This is a genomic window from Methylobacterium sp. D53M (assembly GCF_053345625.1).
The window spans coordinates 68,916-85,073 of the sequence record NZ_JBKFAL010000005.1 but is presented as its reverse complement, the minus strand read 5'-3'; the positions used below and the strand labels follow the sequence as shown (position 1 = coordinate 85,073).

General features: G+C 72.5%; 16 protein-coding genes. 4 read left to right on the top strand and 12 right to left on the bottom strand.

The features are described from left to right. Positions 1-11: 11 nt before the first annotated feature. The 4 genes from ACLBYG_RS11140 to trpA all read right to left on the bottom strand — a co-directional run bounded on the left by ACLBYG_RS11140 (position 12) and on the right by trpA (position 4,294). A complete protein-coding gene (locus ACLBYG_RS11140; protein ID WP_020093042.1) occupies positions 12-911 on the bottom strand; it encodes an outer membrane protein in 900 nt (299 codons plus the stop codon). 232 nt (positions 912-1,143) lie between these two features. Continuing rightward, positions 1,144-2,469, bottom strand: coding sequence for a bifunctional folylpolyglutamate synthase/dihydrofolate synthase (locus ACLBYG_RS11135; RefSeq protein ID WP_100251862.1), 1,326 nt, complete (start codon positions 2,467-2,469; stop codon positions 1,144-1,146). 8 nt (positions 2,470-2,477) lie between these two features. Further along, complete coding sequence (gene accD, locus ACLBYG_RS11130) at positions 2,478-3,374, bottom strand: acetyl-CoA carboxylase, carboxyltransferase subunit beta (RefSeq protein ID WP_447681493.1); 897 nt, start codon at positions 3,372-3,374, stop codon at positions 2,478-2,480. An 80-nt stretch (positions 3,375-3,454) separates the two neighbouring features. Continuing rightward, positions 3,455-4,294, bottom strand: coding sequence for a tryptophan synthase subunit alpha (gene trpA / locus ACLBYG_RS11125; RefSeq protein ID WP_091927169.1), 840 nt, complete (start codon positions 4,292-4,294; stop codon positions 3,455-3,457). A gap of 198 nt (positions 4,295-4,492) precedes the next feature. Here trpA and ACLBYG_RS11120 point away from each other — a divergent pair, with 198 nt between their 5' ends. From ACLBYG_RS11120 to ACLBYG_RS11110, 3 genes are all read left to right on the top strand, one after another. After that, complete coding sequence (locus ACLBYG_RS11120) at positions 4,493-5,158, top strand: HAD-IA family hydrolase (protein ID WP_447681492.1); 666 nt, start codon at positions 4,493-4,495, stop codon at positions 5,156-5,158. Between the two features lie 95 nt (positions 5,159-5,253). Then, entirely contained in the window at positions 5,254-6,036 is a 783-nt protein-coding gene (locus ACLBYG_RS11115) for a fumarylacetoacetate hydrolase family protein (protein WP_447681491.1), read from the top strand. Between the two features lie 113 nt (positions 6,037-6,149). Continuing rightward, positions 6,150-8,819, top strand: a complete 2,670-nt coding sequence (locus tag ACLBYG_RS11110) for an MGH1-like glycoside hydrolase domain-containing protein (RefSeq protein ID WP_447681490.1) — start codon at positions 6,150-6,152, stop codon at positions 8,817-8,819. 41 nt (positions 8,820-8,860) lie between these two features. Here ACLBYG_RS11110 and ACLBYG_RS11105 read toward each other — a convergent pair whose 3' ends face one another. Then, complete coding sequence (locus ACLBYG_RS11105; protein WP_026604910.1) at positions 8,861-9,268, bottom strand: MucR family transcriptional regulator; 408 nt, start codon at positions 9,266-9,268, stop codon at positions 8,861-8,863. Positions 9,269-9,571: 303 nt separating this feature from the next. Here ACLBYG_RS11105 and ACLBYG_RS11100 point away from each other — a divergent pair, with 303 nt between their 5' ends. Beyond that, a complete protein-coding gene (locus ACLBYG_RS11100) occupies positions 9,572-10,669 on the top strand; it encodes an NAD(P)/FAD-dependent oxidoreductase (RefSeq protein ID WP_427509609.1) in 1,098 nt (365 codons plus the stop codon). A 20-nt stretch (positions 10,670-10,689) separates the two neighbouring features. Here the strand turns inward: ACLBYG_RS11100 and ACLBYG_RS11095 are convergent, their stop codons facing one another. The 7 genes from ACLBYG_RS11095 to ACLBYG_RS11065 form a co-directional block, all read right to left on the bottom strand. After that, complete coding sequence (locus ACLBYG_RS11095; protein WP_020093033.1) at positions 10,690-11,406, bottom strand: LrgB family protein; 717 nt, start codon at positions 11,404-11,406, stop codon at positions 10,690-10,692. 3 nt (positions 11,407-11,409) lie between these two features. After that, on the bottom strand, positions 11,410-11,814 hold the full coding sequence (locus ACLBYG_RS11090; RefSeq protein ID WP_020093032.1) for a CidA/LrgA family protein: 405 nt from the start codon (positions 11,812-11,814) through the stop codon (positions 11,410-11,412). 15 nt (positions 11,815-11,829) lie between these two features. After that, the gene (locus ACLBYG_RS11085; protein ID WP_447681489.1) at positions 11,830-12,291 is read right to left on the bottom strand and encodes a tellurite resistance TerB family protein; all 462 of its coding nucleotides are present in this window, start codon (positions 12,289-12,291) and stop codon (positions 11,830-11,832) included. 113 nt (positions 12,292-12,404) lie between these two features. After that, on the bottom strand, positions 12,405-13,196 hold the full coding sequence (locus tag ACLBYG_RS11080) for a DJ-1/PfpI family protein (protein ID WP_447681488.1): 792 nt from the start codon (positions 13,194-13,196) through the stop codon (positions 12,405-12,407). A gap of 16 nt (positions 13,197-13,212) precedes the next feature. Further along, a complete protein-coding gene (gene tenA / locus ACLBYG_RS11075; RefSeq protein WP_447681487.1) occupies positions 13,213-13,896 on the bottom strand; it encodes a thiaminase II in 684 nt (227 codons plus the stop codon). Positions 13,897-13,899: 3 nt separating this feature from the next. Beyond that, positions 13,900-14,574 carry a response regulator gene (locus tag ACLBYG_RS11070; RefSeq protein WP_012320334.1) on the bottom strand — a complete coding sequence of 225 codons (675 nt, stop codon included), beginning with the start codon at positions 14,572-14,574 and terminating at the stop codon, positions 13,900-13,902. Further along, entirely contained in the window at positions 14,571-16,052 is a 1,482-nt protein-coding gene (locus tag ACLBYG_RS11065; protein WP_447681486.1) for an ATP-binding protein, read from the bottom strand. Before ACLBYG_RS11065 ends, ACLBYG_RS11070 begins: the two co-directional genes overlap by 4 nt. Positions 16,053-16,158 lie beyond the last annotated feature (106 nt).

Below are 16,158 nucleotides of genomic sequence, written 5' to 3'. Positions count from 1 at the left end.
CGTATTCCGTCTCAGTACGAGCCGAACTTGTAGTTCAGGCCCGCGCGGACGACGGCGAACGCGTTCTCGTTCCGGCTGGCGCCGGCGAGCGAGTACACCGGCACGAGGCCGACCGGGGAGATCGCAGCACCAACCAGCGGCGCCTGGGCGCGGCCGTTGTTGTTGTCGAGGTTCACGTACAGACCTTCGACCTTCAGCGTGACGGCCGAGGAGCGGAAGAAGTTCAGGAACGAGTCGGTGGGCAGGGCGTACTCGACACCGCCGCCGACCGTCCAGCCGGTCTTGAAGTCGTTCCGGCGGCCGGCGAAGTTCTGCAGGCCGACGCGAGCGCCGTCATCCGTGCCGGTGGCGTAGGCGAAACCGCCGGTGGCGTACACGAGGGTCCGGTCGAAGGCCCAGCCGAGACGACCGCGGACGGTGCCGAAGAAGTCGATGGTGTTGAGCGTGCCGTTGACCGGGATGAAGCCCGGGTTGATCGCCACGGCGTTGGTGGCGAAGCGGGCGCGACGGCCGAAGTCGAGGTACTGGGCGTCAGCCTCGAAGCCGATCACGGCGCCGGAGCCCGGGGTCAGCTGCCAGTTGTAGCCGATCTGGCCACCGCCCGAGAAACCCTCGCGGCTGTCGTTGCTGTAGACCAGCGACGAGCCGTTCGGCAGCAGGGCCTGGTAGGGGACGAGACCGCCCGGAACCAGAGCGACCGGGTTGCCGGGCGTCTGGACGAAGCCGCGGGTGGAGTTGCTGCTGGCGTCGAACGCGTAGCCGGCGTTGATACCGAAGTAGGCGCCGGTCCAGGTGAACACCGGAACGGGGGTGAACACCGGCGGCGGCGCGGCGCGGCGCGGCAGGTCGGCGGCCGAAGCGGCGGCCGTGAGCGCGGTGAACGCCGCGAGAGAGGTGAGAAGCTTCTTCATTACTGTGATCCCCAGCATAAGCCCGATCGCCGGTGAAACTATGCGATCGGGCCCCGCGAGGATGTAGCTTAGCTGCCACAGCGGGAGGAAAGCGTGGCCGTGGATGGGTGTCCGTCCGGGCGATTGCGGCGATTCGACGGATTTTCGAATGCAGAATCCGGGTTTCACAGGTCTCCGGTTCCCGGCCACTTGATACAGCGGCCGCGCGCGGCGCTCCCAGACTGGAGACGACTCAGACCGGCGGCGTGTCGTTGGCGGCGAGAACCATGCCGGCCAAGTAGAGCGATCCGCAGATCAGGATTCGCGGCGGGCGCTCGAAGGCGATGTCCCGCACGAGGGCGAGGGCCGCCTCGATGCTCGGCGCCGCGTAGGTCTTGAGGCCGACATCCTCGCCGATCCGGGCCACCTCCTCGGCCGGGCGCGCGGCCATGGTCCCGGTGATCGGGACGGCCACCAGGGCCCGGGCCAGGCCCACGAAGTTGCGCAGGAACCCGTCGGCGTCCTTCGTGCCGAGCAGGCCGACCACGAGGACGAGCGGCACGTCGCTCTTCTCGCCGAGATCCGCCATGGCGGCCGCGAGGATCCGGCCGCCGTCGATGTTGTGGCCGCCGTCGAGCCAGAGCTCGGTGCCGGCATCGAGCTGGGCGGCCAGCCGGCCGCGGCCGAGGCGCTGCAGCCGTCCCGGCCACTCGACCTCGGTCAGGCCCCGCTCCAGGGCCGCGATCCCGATGTCGCCGAACCCGGCGGCGCGCAGCGCGGTGATCGCGGTTCCGGCGTTGACCAGCTGGTGACGCCCGGCGAGGCGCGGCCGCGGGAGGTCGAACAGGTCGGTCTCGTCCTGGTAGACGAGCCGGCCGCGCTCCTCGTGCACGGAGAAGTCCTGGTTGCCCACCAGCACGGGCCCGGCCCCGAGGGCCTCCGCGCGCCGGCAGAGGACGGCGTCGGCCTCGGCGTAGTCCTGGGCGGCGATCACCGCCGGGCAGCCGCGCTTGAAGATCCCGGCCTTCTCGGTCGCGACCGACTCGACCGTGTCGCCGAGATACTCGGCATGGTCGCGGCCGATCGGCGTCACCACCGCGCAGGCCGGCCGGTCGATGACGTTGGTGGCGTCGAGCCGGCCCCCGAGGCCGACCTCTAGGAGCAGCACGTCGGCCGGGCTCTCCGAGAAGAGCAGGAACGCCGCGGCCGTGGTGATCTCGAACATCGTGATCGGCTCGCCGGCATTGGCGCTCTCGCAGCGCGCGAAGGCGTCGGCCAGCCGGTCCTCGTCCACGAAGTGCCCGCCGCCGATCCCGCCGATGCGCATCCGCTCGTGGAAGCGGACGAGGTGCGGGGAGGTGTAGACGTGGGCGGCCAGGCCCCCAGCCTCCAGGATCGACCGCATGAACGCGATGGTCGAGCCCTTGCCGTTGGTGCCGGCCACGTGGATCACGGGCGGCAGGCGGCGCTCGGGATGGTTGAGCCGCGCGAGCAGCCGCTCGATGCGGCCGAGCGACAGGTCGATGGTGCGGGGGTGGAGCGCCAGGAAGCGCGCCATCAGGGCGTCGGACGAGGCCATCGCCGGGCTCAGGCCGCCTCGGAGGCCGCGGCCGGTGCGCCGGCCTGGGACACGTTGGTCAAGAGGCTGCAGAGACGCGTGATCGTCTCCTTGAGCTGGTGCCGGTGGACCACCTGATCGACCATGCCGTGCTCGCGCAGGTACTCCGCCCGCTGGAAGCCGTCGGGCAGCTTCTCGCGGATCGTCTGCTCGATCACCCGCGGGCCCGCGAAGCAGATCAGCGCGCCCGGCTCGGCGAGGTGGACGTCGCCCAGCATCGCGTAGGAGGCGGTGACGCCGCCCGTGGTCGGGTTCGTCAGCACCACGATGTAGGGGAGCCGGGCCGCGTTGAGCCGGCGCACCGCCACGGTGGTCCGCGGCATCTGCATCAGCGACAGGATCCCCTCCTGCATGCGCGCGCCGCCGGAGGCCGCGAACAGCACGTAGGGCGTGCGCTTCTCCAGCGCCGTCTCGGCGCCGCGCACGAAGGCCTCGCCCGCCGCCATGCCGAGCGATCCGGCCATGAAGCCGAATTCCTGCGCGGCCAGCGTCATCGGAAGGCCGCCGACCCGGCCGAAGCCGATCTTGAACGCGTCCTGCAGGCCGGTCTTGGCCCGGGCCTCCTTGAGCCGGTCGACGTAGCGCTTCTCGTCGCGGAACTTCAGCGGGTCGGGCATGACCTCGGGCAGGGCCACGTCGATCCACGTGCCCTCGTCGAACATCATCTTCAGGCGCGCCTGGGCGCCCATCTTCAGGTGATGCTCGGAGCCGGGAATGACCCAGTGATTGGCCTCCACCTCCTTGTGGAACACCATCTGCCCCGTGTCCGGGCACTTGACCCAGAGGTTCTCGGGCGTCTCGCGCTTGAACAAGGTCTTGATCCGGGGGCGCACCACCTCCGAGATCCAGTTCATCGGTTCGACCATCGACTTGCGTCCGTCCGCTTCAAGCCCGCGCAGATATCAGGTGCGGCGCGCTCCGCCGCCAGGGGTCCCCGGTCCGCCCGTCAGGCGGCCCGCCCGACGCCCGCCGACCGCACGCCCGCGGCGAGTTCGCGCACCAGCTCCGTCACGGCCTCGACGCTTCCGGCCTGCGCCCGGCCCTCGCCGTCGAGGGAGCGCACCAGGGCGTCCACGAGCGCGGAGCCGACCACGACGCCGTCGGCACCCTCGGCGATCGCCGCCGCGTGGGCGCCGGTCTTGACGCCGAACCCCACGACGACGGGCAGCTCGGTGTGGCGCCGGATGCGGGCGACCGCCTCGGAGACCTTGCCGAAATCCGGGGTCGCCGTCCCGGTGATGCCGGTGATCGACACGTAGTAGACGAAGCCCGCCGTGTTCGCGAGGACGGCCGGCAGGCGCCGCTCGTCGGTGGTGGGCGTGGCGAGGCGGATGAAGGCGAGGCCCTTGCCGAGGGCCGGCAGGCACAGCTCGGAATCCTCCTCGGGCGGGAGATCGACGACGATCAGCCCGTCGACGCCGGCCGCCAGCGCGTCGTCGAGGAAGCGGTCGACGCCGTAGGTGTGGATCGGGTTGTAGTACCCCATCAGCACGATTGGCGTGGTGTCGTTGCCGGCGCGGAAGCGGCGCACGAGGTCGAGGGTGCCCGACACCGTCTGGCCCGCCTTGAGCGCCCGCAGGCCGGCCGCCTGGATCGCCGGGCCGTCCGCCATCGGGTCGGTGAACGGCAGGCCGAATTCCAGGATGTCGGCGCCGGCGCCCGGCAGCGCCTTTAGGACCTCGAGCGAGGTCGCGGGATCGGGATCGCCGGACATCACGTAGGTGACGAGGACGGACCGGTTCTCCGCGCGGGCGCGGGCGAAGGTGGCGTCGATGCGGCTCGGCATGGTCGGTCGATATTCGCTTCTGCAGGGCCGCCGACGGCCCGGGATTGCCCCCGCGCTACACCAAAGGCATCGGCCCGTGAAGCGGGCGGGCCTGCCGCGACCGCCGGCGAAGGCGTCCCGGAGGCCCGGCCCCGCGCGAGACGCGGCCATGCGCGCGGGCCGGTTGCCGACGCGCCGCCGCCGGCCTAGCCCTCGCCCATGCCCGAGTCAGCCCTCCCGTCGCGCCCCCTGGCGGCGCTCCTGTTCGACATGGACGGGACGATCATCAGCTCGATCGCCTCCGCGGAGCGGATCTGGTCGCGCTGGGCCGAGGCGCACGGCCTCGACGCGGCGTCCTTCCTGCCGACGATCCACGGCGTGCAGTCGGTCGAGACCATCCGGCGGCTGAACCTGCCGGGCGTCGATCCCGTGGCCGAGGCGGCCGCGATCACCGAGGCCGAGATGGCGGATGTCGACGACATCGTGGCGATCCCGGGGGCGCGGGCCTTCCTGGAGGCGCTGCCGCGCCACCGCTGGGCGATCGTTACCTCGGCGCCCCGGCGGCTGGCGGAGCGCCGTCTCGCGGCGGCCGGCATGCCGGTCCCCGACCTGCTGGTGGCCGCCGAGGACGTGGCGCGGGGCAAGCCCGCGCCGGACTGCTTCCTCCTGGCAGCCGGGCGCCTCGGCGTCGCGGCGCCGGACTGCCTCGTGTTCGAGGACGCCCCGGCCGGCATCCGGGCGGCCGAGGCCGCGGATGCGGCCGTCGTGGTCGTCACCGCGACCCATCACGAGCCGGTGAGGACCAATCATCCCACCATCGCCGACTACACCGGGCTGCGCGTCTCGGCGGCCCCGGACGGGATCCGGGTGACACGGACCGCCTGAGCCTCTCCATCCCGGCCGCGGATCCGCTGGCGGCCGGCCCCGCCCGGTCGTATCGCCCGCTTGCGCCGCGCGGATCGCGGTGAAGGGACACGGCCATGGTGACGATCAGTCGACGCCGCGCGCTCGGGGCGGTGGCCGCCGGGGCCGCCGCGGGCCTCGGCCCCGCCGCGGCCGCCGAGGCGCAGCCGGCCCCGCTGTTCCCGCTGCCGCAGGCCACGATCCCGATCCTGGGCGAGGCGCAGGTCTTCCCGGTCCGCCGGATCTACTGCATCGGCCGGAACTACGCGGCCCACGCCCGCGAGATGGGCTCCGACCCGTCGCGCGAGCCGCCCTTCTTCTTCCAGAAGCCGGCGGATGCCGTGCAGGTCGTCGCGGGCGGCGTCGCCGACCATCCCTACCCGTCGCTCACCCAGAACTACCACCACGAGATCGAACTCGTCGCCGTGCTGAAGTCGGGCGGTCGCGACATCGCGGCCGCGCAGGCGCTCGACCACGTCTACGGCTACGCCACCGGCCTCGACATGACCCGCCGGGACCTCCAGCGCGGCATGGGCAACCAGAAGAAGCCCTGGGAGATCGGCAAGAGCTTCGACCAGTCCGCGCCGATCACGCCGATCCTGCCGGTCGCCCGGGTCGGGCATCCGGCGCGCGGCCGCATCCGGCTCGCCGTGAACGGCACCGTGCGGCAGGACGCCGACCTGTCGGACATGATCTGGTCGGTCGCCGAGCAGATCGCCGAGCTGTCGCGGGCCTTCGAGCTGAAGGCGGGCGACATCGTCTTCTCGGGAACGCCCGAGAATGTCGGGCCGGTCGTCCGCGGCGACGTGCTCGCCGGCTCGATCGAGGGCCTGCCGGGCCTGTCGATCCGCATCGTGTGATCGCGCGTCGCGCGATCACACGCGGCGATCCGGTCGCGGCGGGGCGTTGACTTTCCCTGCCGGCGTCGCGGCTTTATCCGGTACGGATCCGCGGGGGCAGGAGCAGCGCGCGTATGACCAAGCCCGACGGCGTGCCGCCGCACCTCTTCGAGACCGCCGAGGGCCGCCGTCTCGTCGAGGCCCGCTCCGATCCGGCGTGGCGCCGCTGGGGGCCCTACCTCAGCGACCGGCAATGGGGCACGGTGCGGGAGGATTACAGCCCGAAGGGCGACGCCTGGGACTACCTGCCCCACGACCACGCCCGGTCCCGCGCCTATCGCTGGGGCGAGGACGGGATCGGCGGCTTCGGCGACCGCCACCTGAACTGGTGCCTGTCCCTGGCGCTGTGGAACGGGCGCGACCCGATCCTGAAGGAGCGGCTGTTCGGCCTGACCAACCAGGAGGGCAACCACGGCGAGGACGTCAAGGAACTCTACTACTACCTCGACGGGATCCCGACCCACGCCTTCATGCGGATGCTCTACAAGTACCCGCAGGCCGCCTTCCCGTACGGGCGCCTAGTCGAGGAGAACGCGCGGCGCGGCCTCGACGACCCGGAATTCGAGCTCCTTGACACGGGCCTGTTCGACGAGGGCCGCTACTTCGACGTCGAGATCGCCTACGCCAAGGCCGCCCCCGACGACATCCTGATGCGGGTGACCGGGACCAACCGCGGCCCGGACCCGGCCGCCCTGACGCTGCTGCCGCAGCTCTGGGCCCGCAACACGTGGTCGTGGAAGCAGGGCACGCCGAAGCCGGAGCTGATGGCCGGGTCGGAGGGCTCGGTCTGGGCGCGCCACCCCGAGATGCCGACCTTCCGGTTCTTCGCCGAGGGCGCGGGCGACCTGCTGTTCACCGAGAACGAGACCAACACGCACCGGCTGTTCGGCAGCGGCCCCGCCGAGGGCTTCTACAAGGATGGGATCGACCGGTGCGTCGTGGGCGGCGACCGGGCCGCCGTCAACGCCCTGTCCGGCACCAAGTGCGCCGCCCGCTACGACCTGCATCTTGGCCCCGGCGAGACTCGGACCGTGCGCCTGCGCCTGCGCGCCGAGACCGCGCCGGGCGCACCCTTCGCGGATTTCGACGCCGTCTTCGCCGCCCGCGAGGGGGAGGCCGACGACTTCTACGGGGCGCTCCAGGCGCCGATCGCCGATCCCGAGATGCGGCTCGTGCAGCGGCAGGCGCTCGCCGGCATGCTCTGGTCGAAGCAGCTCTACCATTACGACGTGCGCGAGTGGCTCGCCGGCGACCCGGCCCAGCCCGCGCCGGCGCCGGAGCGGCGGCACGGCCGCAACAGCGACTGGTCGCACCTGCGCGCCAACGACATCATCTCGATGCCGGATGCCTGGGAGTATCCCTGGTTCGCCTCCTGGGACCTCGCCCTGCAGGCGATCGTGTTCGGGCTCATCGACCCGGACTTCGCCAAGAACCAGCTCCTGCTGCTGGTCGACGAGGCCTACACCCACCCGAACGCCGCGCTGCCGGCCTACGAGTGGGGCTTCGGGGACGCCAATCCGCCGGTCCACGCGCTGGCCGCCTGGCGGGTGTTCGAGCTGGACCGGGCGCTCACCGGCCAGCCGGACCACGCCTTCCTCAAGCGGATCTTCAACAAGCTCACCCTGAACTTCACGTGGTGGGTGAACCGGAAGGATTCCGACGACCGCAACCTGTTCCAGGGCGGCTTCCTCGGCCTCGACAATATCGGGATCTTCGACCGGTCGAAGCCGGTCGGCGACGGCGCCACGCTGACCCAGTCCGACGCGACGGCCTGGATGGCGACCTACGCGCTGAACCTGATGCGGATCGCCATCGAGCTGGCGCTCGACGACCCGACCTTCGAGGACATGGCAGAGAAGTTCTTCGAGCACTTCCTCCTCATCGCCGGCGCCACGGGCGCGGGCGTGTGGGACGAGCCGGACGGCTTCTTCTACGACGTCATCGAGACGCGCGACGGGCAGCGCCTCCCGATCCGCGCCCGGACCATGGTCGGCCTGATCCCGATCTTCGCGGTGGCGGTGATCAACGAGTGCGACCTCGCGCGGCTGCCGTCCCTGCGCAGCCGGATGGTCTTCTTCCTCAAGAACCGCCCGGACCTCGCGACCCTGGTCTCGCGCTGGAACGAGCCCGGCGAGGGCCAGACGGCGCTGCTGTCGCTGCTGCGCGGGCACCGGCTGAAGGCGCTGCTCCACCGCGCCCTCGACCCGAACGAGTTCCTCTCGGATTACGGGCTGCGCGCCGTGTCCCGCGTCTACGCGGACGAGCCGTTCTGCTTCGCCTGGGACGGGCGGGACCTGGGGCTCGCCTACGAGCCGGCCGAGTCGCGCTCGCGGCTGTTCGGCGGCAATTCGAACTGGCGGGGACCGGTGTGGATGCCGGTCAACTACCTGCTCATCGCCGGGCTGAACCGCTTCCACGACTATTACGGCCCGGATTTCAGGGTCGAAGCGCCGACCGGGTCGGGCCGGACCTACGCGCTCCGGGAGATCGCCGCCCACCTGTCACGGCGGCTGATCAGCCTCTCGACCCGCCGCCCGGATGGGCGCAGGCCGGTCTACGGCGACAGCCGGATCGAGCAGGAGGATCCGCATTTCCGCGACCACGTCCTGTTCTACGAGTACTACCACGGTGACAGCGGCCGCGGGGTCGGCGCGTCGCACCAGACCGGATGGTCCGGGCTCGTGGCCCTGCTGATCCAGGAAGTGGCGACCGCCGCCGAGGCGCAGAACCCGGGCTGGCCGTGAGGACCGGTCGCCGGGCTCGCGCGCCGGCGACCGACGCCCATTTACTCCGCGGCCTGCTGCATCCGCAGGCGCTGGCCCTCGCCGATCTGGCGGGAGATCGTCGAGCGGCGGGCGCTGTAGACCGCCGAGACCAGCGGGTAATCGACGGGCAGGCCCCACTTGGCCTTGTAGGCCTCGGGCGTGAGGCCGCGCATCGTCAGGTGGCGCCGCAGGGCCTTGTAGGGCTTGCCGTCCTCGAAGCTGATGAGCGTGTCCGGCCGGATCGAGGCCCGGATCTGCGCCTCGGTCGGCCGCCGGACCTGCGGCTCCGCGGGCTGGTCCAGGGCGGTGATCGAGCGGTGTACCTCGGAGAGCAGGTCGGGCAGCGTTCCCGCCGGGACACTGTTGCGCGTGACGTAGGCGCTCAGGATCTTTGCGGCGAGTTCGACGCTCGGCGATGTCATCTGCATGGTCGTCACCTCGATTCTACGTGTTTCGGATGTGGCTCTCGTCGGTTTCCGTCGGGCTCTTCGCCGCCGACGGCCGGTGCACGTCCCTGAGACGTTCTCGGTCTCGGCCGGAGGCGGCGGATGGCCTCATTATGGGCCAGTCCGCCGCCGCTACAACCGAGCCGCGCATTTATCGCGCCGATATTTCTACTTAGGATTGAGATTTAGGGTCAACGACGAATCAACGGGCGCGTCGTTGTTCCGGCTCAAGTGCGGTATTGAGGACTCACCTGCCCAACCGGGCGCGTTGGAGAACGCGAAGACATGGAGGCCCTGGTCGTCGGAGCCGGCGTCGTCGGACTCGCCATCGGGCGGGCACTCGCGCTGCGCGGGCACGCCGTCATCGTGGCGGAAGCCGAGGACGCCTTCGGAACGGGAGTCTCGTCCCGCAGCTCGGAAGTGATCCACGCCGGCATGTACTACCCGGGCGGATCCGAGCGCGCGCATCACTGCGTCGAGGGCGCCCGGCGCCTATACAACTTTTGCGCGAGTCACGGCGTCCCGCATCGCGCGTGCGGCAAGCTGATCGTCGCCTCCGACGACGCGGAGGCCGAGAAGATCGCGGCGATCCGACGCCAGGGCGAGGCCAACGGCGTCCCGGGCCTCGAACTCCTCGACGGACGCGCCGCCCGGCAGCTGGAGCCGAATCTCGCCTGCACGGTGGCGCTGCACTCGCCGCGCACCGGCGTTGTCGACAGCCACGCGCTGATGCTCGCCCTGCTCGGGGCGATCGAGGATCACGGCGGCGCGCTCGCCCTGCGCACCCCGGTCGAGGGCCTGACGCGGCGGGACGGGCAGTGGCAGGCCGCGTTCGGCGGCGCCGAGCCCGGCACGATGGCCTTCGACGCGGTGGTCAACGCCGCGAGCTTCGGCGCCCCGGCCCTGGCCGCCGGCACGGAGGGCTACCCGGCCGAGCGCGTCCCGACGCTGCGCCTCGCCCGCGGCAACTACTTCGGCTGCACCGGCAAGCCGGCCTTCTCGCGGCTGATCTACCCGGCGCCGCGGATCGACGGCGGCCTCGGAATCCATCTCACCCTCGACCTCGCCGGCCGCACCCGCTTCGGGCCCGACGTGGAGTGGGTCGACGGGTTCGACTACCGGGTCGATCCCGCGCGCGCCGAGGCCTTCTACGGCGCGATCCGGCGCTACTGGCCCGGCCTGCCCGACGGGGCGCTGTACCCGGACTACGCGGGCCTGCGGCCGAAGCTGACCGGGCCCGGCGAGGCGGCGGCCGACTTCCGGATCGACGGGCCGGCCGAGCACGGCCTGCCAGGGATCGTGCACCTGTTCGGGATCGAGAGCCCCGGCCTGACCTCCAGCCTGTCGCTCGCCGAGGCCGTGGCCGACCGGCTGGACGCCTGAGGCCACAGAACAGCAGGTGCTCAGAACAGCAGGTGCAACGCCAGGGGCGCGAGGATCGCCGTCAGGAAGGCGTTGAGCCCCATGGCGATGCCCGCGAAGGTGCCGGCGACCTCGCTGACCTGGAAGGCGCGGGCCGTCCCGATGCCGTGGGCCGCGAGACCTGCGGCGAAGCCGCGGGCGCGCATGTCGCGGATCCGCAGGAGGTTCATCATCGGCGTCACGAGGATCGCCCCGATGATGCCGGTGAGGATCACCAGGATCGCCGTGAGCGTCGGGTCGCCGCCGAGCGCCTCCGCGATGCCCATCGCGACGCCCGAGGTCACGGATTTCGGGGCCAGCGAGACGAGGATCGGCTGCGGGATGTCGAGGAGGCGCGCGAGGCCGATCACCACGGCGAGCGTGGTGGCCGAGCCGGCGGCGAGGGCCGCCAGCATCGGCGCGAGGGCGCGCAGGACGGTCGCCCGCCGCTCGTAGAGCGGCATCGCCAGCACCACGGTGGCGGGCCCGAGCAGGAAGTGGACGAACTGCGCGCCCTCGAAATAGGCCCCGTAGGGCGTGCCGGTGACGGCCAGGACCGCCCCCACCAGGACGACGGTGATGAGGACGGGGTTGGCGATCGGGTGCCGGCCGGTCACGGCGGCGATCCGGTCCGCCAGGACGTAGGCAGTCAGGGTCACCGTCAGCCACAGGAGCGGCGTCTTGGCGAGGTAGACCCAGAGCGAGAAGTCGCCGGCCACCCGTCAGGGCTCCCCGTCGGTCCCGCGCCGCTCGACCAGCGCGGCCACGGCGCGGAACACCAGGACGGTGACCAGCAGCGACAGGGCGGTCGAGACGACCAGCACGAGGGCCAGTTTGGCGCCCTGTGCCCGCAGCAGGTCGAGGCGGCCGACGACGCCGACGCCCGCGGGGACGAACAGGAGCGACAGGTTCATCAGCAGGCCGCGCGCGGTGGTCTCGAGCGTCCCGTCGGTCAGCGGCTTCGGCAGCACGCGCGGTAGGCCGAGGCGGGCATTGTCGCGCAGCAGCAGGAACGCGAACATCAGGCCCATGCCGATCACCGGCCCCGGGATCGGGACGCCCGCGCCGCGCGCGAGGGCTTCGCCCAGCAGCTGCGCGAGCAGGATCAGGGCCAGGCTGGCGATCATCGCGAGTGGCCGGGACTACGCGGCCGCGACGCCCAGCTGTCCGCTGCGGCGGGCCGCCGCGATGGCGGCCTCGTCGAAGCCGAGCAGGCGGCCGAGGCGCTCGACCAGCGCCTCCTCGAACTCGTCGACGTTGCCGTCCGCCGCCGCCACCGACCACGCCATGGTCAGCAGCTCCTCGCGCTCGGACCGGTCGGCCTCGTGCGGGATCATCTCCACGAGGCTCGCCACGTCGCGCACCTCCGAATCCATGGCGGCGGCGCGCTCGATCAGCGCCCGCGCCGCGTCCGGACCGTCGGCGTAGTGGCCCTGCACGAGGCGCGAGAGGCGCTCGCTCTCGGCCGGCGCCAGGATGCCGTCGACGCGGGCGACGTGGACGAGGAGCGCGGTGGCCGCGAGATGCGTCTCGTCCACGGTCTCCTGCGTGCCGACGCCGAGAGCCTCGGCCGCGTAGGCGCGCAGGCGTGCGATCAGGGACATGGCGGCTCCGGGGGATCGTGCACCGCAACAGTTCGGGCCCCGGCGGCGCGTCGTCAAGCACGCCGCCGCACGTCGCGCCGGACCGTGGCCCGGTTGCATCGCTGGCGCGGCGCTCACCGGCGCGCTGCGGCCTCCGCCCCCGTCACCAGCGGCGCGAGGATCGCCTCGGCCGCCCGCACGGTCGCGGGACCGGCCTCGGCGGGCGTGCCGGCGCGGAAGGGCGGCGCCGGGGCGTACTCGGCGACGAGCTGCGCGGTGCGGGCGTAGGAATGCCCGCGCAGGCGCGCGGCGAGCGCCAGCCCGAGATCGAGCCCCGCCGAGACCCCAGCCGCGGTGACGCGGTCGCGGTCGAAGACGACGCGCTCGGCCACCGGCCGGGCGCCCAGGAGCGGCAGCACCGCGTCGCGCACGCTCCAGTGGGACGTCGCGCGGTAGCCGCGCAGCAGGCCCGCCGCCCCGAGGATCAGCGACCCGGTGCAGACGCTGGCGATCCAGCCGGCCCGCGCGGCGCGATCGCGCAGGAAGGCGAGGAGCGCGGCGTCGCCCATCTGGGTGGGGGTGCCGTCGCCCCCGGGGACGAACAGGACGTCGAGATCCGCCGGGCAGGTCGCGAAGCCGTAGGTCGCCACCAGGACGAGGCCGGTGTCGCTGGTCACCGGCCCGGGCTCCGCACCGACGAAGTGGAGGTTGCCGGGCGCGAGGCCGGCGAGGAAGGTCTGCGGCCCCACGAGATCGAGCGCGGTCAGGCCCGGATAGACCAGCATGGCGATCCGGACGGGACGATCCGGCGGGATCGGCGCCGGATCGCCGGCGACGGCGGCCAGGGCCGGACGGAGCGGCGCGGCGAGAGCTGCAGCGAGCGCGGCGGCGACGAGATCGCGGCGGCGGGTCTCCGGCGCGGTCACGGGCGCGCCGGGCGGGTCACAGGGCCCAGGCCGCGTCGCGGTAGGCGCTGTCCCAGAACTGCCACTCGAGCCGGGTGGCCTGCGTGAACGCCTGGTGCATCCGCGCGCGCTCGGCCTCCGACGCGTCCCGCGCCGCGCGGTCCGTGGCGGCGATCATGGCCGCGACCGCCGCGGCGAAATCGTCGCCCGCGTAGGTGTCGATCCAGGCGCGGTACGGGTTGTCGGGCGCCGCGCGGGCGAAGATGTCGTCGCCGACCGCCTTGTAGATCCAGAAGCAGGGCAGCAGGGCCGCGCAGACCACCGCGTAGGGCTCGGCGTAGGCGGTGGCCGTGAGGTAGCTGACGTAGTGGTCGCAGGCCGGCGTCAGGGGCGTGGCCGCGAAGGTCTCCGGCCCGATGCCGTAGTCGCGGAAGAAGCCGCCGTGGAGGGCGCGCTCGACCACGATCGCCTCCTGCGCGGCGCGGGAGAACTGCACGATCGTGTCCGGATCCGGCGCCTTCGCGGCGGCGAGGCTCAGCGCCCGGCCGAAGCCGATCAGGTAGTGCGCGTCCTGCACGATGTAGTGCCGGAACCGGTGTTGCGGCAGCGTGCCGGCGGCGAGCTCGGCGTTGAACGGCATCGACCGGATGGTCTCGTAGGCGGCGGCGTTGCGCGCCCAGGCATCCCGGGAGAAGGCGTCGTCAGGTCCGGGGGACGCCACGGCTTAGCCCTGCCGCTGCGCGTGGGTGACGGCGACGTGGATCAGCTCGGCGAGGGTGCGCACGCCGAGCTTCTGGCGCATCTGCGAGCAGGCGTTCGTCACGGTCTTGTAGCTCACCGACAGGTCGGCCGCGATGGCTCCGTAGGAGCGGCCCTGCGCGAGGCGCGCCAGGATCTGCTGCTCGCGGGGAGTCAGCTGCGATTCCGGCGCGCGGCGTGCGTCGGCACGCAGCATCGCCACCTCGGTGGCGAGGCGCCGGTCGAGGTAGACCTCGCCGACGCGGACCTTGGCGAAGGCCTCGAACAGCTCGGCCGAGGCGTGGTCCTTGAGGACGTAGCCCAGGGCCCCCGCCTCGAGGGCGCGGGCGACGATCACCGGGTCGTTGTGCATACTGAAGACCAGGATACGCGTCTCGGGCGCGACCGCCCGGATCCGCCGGATCAGGCCGAGCCCAGCCATGCCGCTGCCCTGGAAGGTCAGGTCGCAGATCACGACCGGCGGGCGGAGCCGGTGGAAGATCCGGTAGCCGCCGACGACGGTCGTCGCCTCCGCGATGGTCTCGACGCCGGAATCCTCCAGCACGCGTCGACAGCCCTGCAGAACGATGGGGTGATCATCGATGACGAGAACCGGCAGGCGCGTGGCGGCGGCGTCGATCTGGGATGCGATGGCGTTCATGCGCTCGGCGCGGTGTTGTTCTCGTCGCCCCGGTCAGGCGGAACGGGGATCGTGATCCGGACGATCGCCCCGGGGCCGGCATTGTCAAGGGCGAAGGTGCCGTCGAGGGCCTCCACGCGCTCGCGCATCCCCGACAGACCGAGCCCGGTGCCGTGTTCCGGCGGGATTCCGGTGCCGTTGTCGCGGATGGTGAGGTCGATCCGGCCGCCGGTCTCGGTCGCCGCGGCCTCCACCCGGGTCGCGGCGCCGTGCCGCACGGCGTTGGTGGCGCTCTCCTGCACGCAGCGGAACACCGTGAGGTCCACGAGGTCGCCGTAGCCCCGGGCCAGCCCGTCGAAGCGGCCCGCGAAGGTGATGCCAGGATGGCGCTGCCCGAAGCCGCGCAGGAGCAGGTCGAGGCAGGTTGCCAGGGGCGCCTGCCCGAGGCCGTGCGGCCGCAGGCGGTTCAGGAGTTCCCGGTTGACGGTCTGGACCTGCCCGACGATCGCGCTGATCTCGGCCGCCCGGGCGGAGAGCTTCTCGCGGCTCGGCTCGGCCGTGCCGGAGGCGATGCGGCCGATCGAGGCGGCGTTGGCCTCCAGGGCGAACAGGCACGGGCCGAACTCGTCGTGCAGTTCCAGGGCCGTCCGGCGGCGCTCGTCGTCCTGCGCGGTCAGGAGCTGGCGGTTGAGGCGGCCGTTGGCGGCCCGGACCTCGCCCAGGGCCTCGGCGACCTTGTTGAACCGCTCGGCGATCACGGCCAGCTCCCGGGCGCCGGGCGGCTCCAGACGGGCGGTGTAGTCGTGGTGCTCCAGCTGGGTCAGGCCGGCGCCGAGCCGCCGCAGCGGCGCGAGGATCCGGCCCAGCGCGATGTAGAGCGCGATCAGCATCGCGGCGTTGATCGCAAGGGTGGTCAGCGAGAGCGCCCGCGCGTAGCCCCAGATCTCGTCGATCTCGTCCATCGGCTGCGTGGTGATCTGCGCCGTGCCGAGCCGCCGCCCGTTGACGACGATCGGAAGGGCGTGGCGCTCGATCGGCGGCATGATCAGGTCGGCGAACCAGCGCGGCGCCTCCCGGTCGGCGCGCGGCGGCGGCAGCGGCCGGCCGACCTCGTCGCCGTCCGCGTCAAGCACCGCGACCCGGACGTGCCGGAGGACCTTGAAGCGCAGGTCGAGGGTCTGGAGCAGCGTGTCGGGCGCGGCGGTGTCGGACAGGCGGATCGTGTCGGCCACCAGCGACTCGACGGTCGCGAGCGACGCGCGGGTCTCGACGCGCACGGCCGACCGGGCGTTCAGGACGATGACCGCGCAGGAGATCACGGCCGCGAAGGCGTCGATCAGCAGGACCACCGCGACGAGCCGCGCGCGGGTGGACCACGCCGACCAGGGCCAGCGGCGGAGCCGGGGAGCGTCCGGCGCTTCGGCCGTCTCGGTACGCGGGGACAGGTTCGGGCGGGTATCCACGCGCTGACGCATAGCGACCGCGCCGGCGAAGTCCATGGCGCCCGCCGCGGGCGGCCGGCAGAGTGGCGCCCCGGACGTGCTCAGGCCGCCCCGCCCCCAGTGCCGCGGACGGGGCGAACACCGATTCTTAAGCGGCGCGGCG

What these genes read in the sequence shown, in the direction of transcription:
- ACLBYG_RS11120 (WP_447681492.1), top strand. Translation starts at nt 4,493, where the DNA reads ATGCCCGAGTCAGCCCTCCCGTCGCGCCCCCTGGCGGCGCTCCTGTTC.
- ACLBYG_RS11105 (WP_026604910.1), bottom strand. Translation starts at nt 9,268, where the DNA reads ATGCAGATGACATCGCCGAGCGTCGAACTCGCCGCAAAGATCCTGAGC.
- ACLBYG_RS11100 (WP_427509609.1), top strand. Translation starts at nt 9,572, where the DNA reads ATGGAGGCCCTGGTCGTCGGAGCCGGCGTCGTCGGACTCGCCATCGGG.
- ACLBYG_RS11065 (WP_447681486.1), bottom strand. Translation starts at nt 16,052, where the DNA reads ATGGACTTCGCCGGCGCGGTCGCTATGCGTCAGCGCGTGGATACCCGC.
- ACLBYG_RS11110 (WP_447681490.1), top strand. Translation starts at nt 6,150, where the DNA reads ATGACCAAGCCCGACGGCGTGCCGCCGCACCTCTTCGAGACCGCCGAG.
- ACLBYG_RS11090 (WP_020093032.1), bottom strand. Translation starts at nt 11,814, where the DNA reads ATGATCGCCAGCCTGGCCCTGATCCTGCTCGCGCAGCTGCTGGGCGAA.
- ACLBYG_RS11140 (WP_020093042.1), bottom strand. Translation starts at nt 911, where the DNA reads ATGAAGAAGCTTCTCACCTCTCTCGCGGCGTTCACCGCGCTCACGGCC.
- ACLBYG_RS11135 (WP_100251862.1), bottom strand. Translation starts at nt 2,469, where the DNA reads ATGGCCTCGTCCGACGCCCTGATGGCGCGCTTCCTGGCGCTCCACCCC.
- ACLBYG_RS11085 (WP_447681489.1), bottom strand. Translation starts at nt 12,291, where the DNA reads ATGTCCCTGATCGCACGCCTGCGCGCCTACGCGGCCGAGGCTCTCGGC.
- ACLBYG_RS11115 (WP_447681491.1), top strand. Translation starts at nt 5,254, where the DNA reads ATGGTGACGATCAGTCGACGCCGCGCGCTCGGGGCGGTGGCCGCCGGG.
- ACLBYG_RS11070 (WP_012320334.1), bottom strand. Translation starts at nt 14,574, where the DNA reads ATGAACGCCATCGCATCCCAGATCGACGCCGCCGCCACGCGCCTGCCG.
- accD (WP_447681493.1), bottom strand. Translation starts at nt 3,374, where the DNA reads ATGGTCGAACCGATGAACTGGATCTCGGAGGTGGTGCGCCCCCGGATC.
- trpA (WP_091927169.1), bottom strand. Translation starts at nt 4,294, where the DNA reads ATGCCGAGCCGCATCGACGCCACCTTCGCCCGCGCCCGCGCGGAGAAC.